This window comes from Halopseudomonas sp. L-58 (assembly GCF_056859475.1).
This window is the reverse complement of the sequence record NZ_JBSXON010000048.1, coordinates 1-3,430: the sequence shown is the minus strand read 5'-3', so window position 1 is coordinate 3,430 and position 3,430 is coordinate 1. Positions and strand designations below refer to the sequence as shown.

Sequence of the window (3,430 nt, the reverse complement as noted above, 5' to 3'; positions counted from 1 at the left end):
GAACTGTCTGAGTGTGTTGGCAGGTGACGGCCCATCTACGAACCAAGCTCTTGAGGCTTCAGGGCCACACCGGCCTGTCACCTGCCGCCCGATGATCAGTCGGGGACCATGGTCACAGGGACCACAGTCAACATACAAGGGACACAGCATGCTGTGCCCGTGTGCCCGTGTGCCCGTGTGCCAGTGTGCCCGGTTGGGTATCGCGTGGGTGGGCGTTGTTCCGTGCGATCTTGAGCCTGGGCACGGCACGCCGTGCCCCTGCGATGGTACGGCCTGGGCCGTCCTTTGCGGGTTACTTCTTCGCTTCGGCAAAGTTCGCCTGAATGCGCTGCAGCAGGTAATCGGCTGCCGAGATCGGCGGGTATTTGCCGGCGGGGCTTTCGATCATCACGTTCTTGTTGGCCTGACAGAAGAACGCCATGCTGTAACGCGGGCCACGGTATTCGCCCGGCTTGGGCATGCGCACGCGGTGCAGGGTGGACTTGAGCTGGTCGTCGCTCCAGCGCATCAGCATGTCACCGATGTTGCAGGTGATGATGTCGTCACGCGGGATCACGCTGCTCCACTCGCGGTTGTCGCCGGCGCCTTCGGCGTCCTTGCCCGGGCTGACCTGCAGACCGCCCTGGCCTTCCTTCTGGAACACCATGGTCAGGCAGTCGAAGTCGGTGTGTGCTCCGGCGCGCCACAGGCTTTCGTCCAGATCGTCTTCCGGCAGCGGCAGATAGTGCAGCAGCCGCAGGGTGCTCTGGTAGTCCGGCAGGCTGCGGTCATGGGCCTTGGTGAAGAAGTCGCGGGCAAAACCCAGGCGCTCGGCGAAACAGGACAGCACGTCCATGCCCAGGCGCCAGGCGCGGTATTCGAAGTCCAGCATGATGCGGTGAAACTCCGGTACCACGGTCTGGTTCGGCCACAGATCATCCATGTGCGGCAGGGTGATCTGGAAGGATTCCTTCTGGTCGGCGGTGCGGGTCGAGGGGCGTACCTGCGACATGAACTCCCAGCCGGCGTTCAGCCCCTTCTTCAGCGGGAAGCGGGCTTTCTGATCGTTCGGCAGGGCGAAGAAGGCTTCGGACAGCGCAAAGGCGCTCTGCACCAGCTTGATATCTAGACCATGATTAACCAGCTGGAAGAAGCCGACTTCGGTGGCGGCGCTCCACAGTTGCTCGGTTATCTCGCTGCGGCGGTTCTCGAAGTCAGTCAGATCGATCAGCGGAATCTCGCGGACGGTTTCCTTGCCCATGCCGCCGAAAGTGGTTTCCAGCTGCAGTTCTTTCAGGCCGTATTCAGGGGTTGTTGCGGTTGTCATGTTGAATCTCCGAGCAGTTCCATTGGGGCGAATGGTGCGGAGAATGATGCAGGCGGGGAGTCGGAAAGAGGCTGTGGTCAGTCAGTCCGGCGTCCACCGCGCGATGCGCATTGTCCGCTAACTGAGCAATGACCTGGGGTGTTTCCCCCTGACAGCTTCTACTCATGTTGCCGAGGATAATCCTGCGGCACGAATACTCAAGCAGATTTTGCGCCAAGATGGGCAAATCCGGGCAACGCCCCGGCTGCTGTGGCTCGGCGTACGCCTTTCCGCTTGCGGCTGCCGTGCAGGCTGCACCTTGATTGCGCAAAAGCTGACCATCTGCACCGGATTTGGTCGCGCTGCATGGGCTTCTGGCGCTGGATGCCTGATGGAATGGGAGCTGTAGCGCCGCAGGCAGGTTGGTCAAAAAATTGCACTCATCGCCTTGGCACCGCATGCTGCGGTGATATCAACACAACGCAACAGAGTAGAAGCGGTCAGGGGCGTGAGGCATTGATTCGTGCTTCCCCAGCTCCGGGACATTGCTCTTTGGCAGCAACAGAGGAGCAGTACCTTCATGGCTTACCTGATCAAGAACGCGCAGGCCGTCTTTTCCCCCAGCGTGGCGGACGCCACCGATATCCGCATCAGCGACGGCAAGATTACCGAGCTGGGACGGGATCTTGCGCCGGCAGTGGGTGAAACCCTGATCGACGCCCGTGGCTGTGTGGTCTGGCCCGGGCTGGTCAACACCCACCATCACCTTGCCCAGTCGATCATGAAGGGCGTACCGGGTGGGCTGAACCAGAACCTCAACGACTGGTTGGGTTCGGTACCCTACCGCTACTGGCCCAAGGTCACCCCGGAGTTGATGTACCACGCTGCGCGTCTGGGCTTGTATGAACTACTGCGCTCTGGCGGCACCACCTGCGCCGATCACCACTACCTGTATCACGCGACCACCAGCCCCGAGCTGGAAGACGCCGTCTGGCGCGCCGCCGACGAGCTGGGCATGCGGCTGGTACTGTGCCGCGGCAGCGCCACCTCGGTTGGCAGCCACCACGGCATGATTGAACACGGCATCGCGCCGGAAACCATTGGCCAGATCATCGAGCGGCTGGATGCCAGTCGTACGCGCTATCATCAGGACGGTGGCGATGCCATGCGCAAGCTGGTGGTGGCACCGACCAGCCTGATTCACTCCAGCGATCCGGATGGCCTGCGCGAACAGGCCGCCTACGCCCGCGAGTTCAAGCTGGGCATGCACTCGCACCTGCTGGAAGTGGACTTTGACGAAGTCGCCTCGCTGCAGAAATATGGCAAGCGTGCCGTGGATTACGCCGGTGATTGCGGCTGGCTGGGCGACGATGTCTGGTTTGCCCATCTGGTGCACTGCGACGATTACATCATCGACCGCCTCGCCAGCACCGGCACCGGTATCGCCCACTGCCCGACCTCCAACTGCCGTCTCGGCAGCGGCATCGCCCCGGCGATCAAAATGGAACAGGTAGGCATGTCGATCACCCTCGGCGTCGACGGCTCGGCCTCGGCCGAGTCCGGTTCCATGCTTCAGGAACTGAACCTCGCCTGGTTGATTCACCGCGCCGTGCATGGCCCGGACGCCACCACACTGGAACATGTGCTGACCTGGGGCAGCCGCAACGGCGCCAAGTTGCTGGGGCTTGATGAGGTCGGCGAGATCAAAGTCGGCATGGCTGCCGATCTGGTGCTGTTCGATATCAACCAGCCGCGCTTTGCCGGCGTCCACAGCCCGCTCACCGCGCCGCTGATGTGCGGCGAACCGGCCAGCGTCAAATACAGCTTTATCCAGGGCCGCCCGGCGGTCGATAACGGCAATATCTGCGGGCTGGATGAGGCCGAGCTGACCGCGCGGGTGCAGGAATCGGTGGCGCAGCTGATTCGTAGCTGACCGCAGGCGCAGGAGGGCCGAGTTCCAACTCGGCCTTGATGATGCACGGTAGTGCACTGGTCGAGCGGGAGCTCGATGAGATGGTCTCCTCCCTCTCCCTTCTACGGCGTCGATGCGCCAGGGGATAGATGCTATGCATCTACTGGAACCGAACGGAGACAGGAGGAGACCATGAACCAATCTATGACAATTGGCATCGACCTGGCAAAGCA

2 protein-coding genes are annotated in these 3,430 nt (G+C 62.0%); one reads left to right on the top strand and one right to left on the bottom strand.

All coding sequences use genetic code 11. The features are described 5' to 3' along the window. Positions 1-292 precede the first annotated feature (292 nt). On the bottom strand, positions 293-1,306 hold the full coding sequence (locus AC13EY_RS05795; protein ID WP_228247763.1) for an isopenicillin N synthase family dioxygenase: 1,014 nt from the start codon (positions 1,304-1,306) through the stop codon (positions 293-295). A gap of 559 nt (positions 1,307-1,865) precedes the next feature. On the opposite strand from AC13EY_RS05795, the gene AC13EY_RS05790 reads away from it, so the two are divergent. Then, positions 1,866-3,218 (top strand): amidohydrolase family protein, encoded by a 1,353-nt coding sequence (locus AC13EY_RS05790; protein ID WP_228247761.1) that lies wholly within the window; start codon positions 1,866-1,868, stop codon positions 3,216-3,218. The last annotated feature ends 212 nt before the right edge of the window (positions 3,219-3,430 follow it).

Bases quoted from the DNA above. Each gene is read 5' to 3' on its own strand.
- AC13EY_RS05795 (WP_228247763.1), bottom strand. From the start codon at position 1,306: ATGACAACCGCAACAACCCCTGAATACGGCCTGAAAGAACTGCAGCTG.
- AC13EY_RS05790 (WP_228247761.1), top strand. From the start codon at position 1,866: ATGGCTTACCTGATCAAGAACGCGCAGGCCGTCTTTTCCCCCAGCGTG.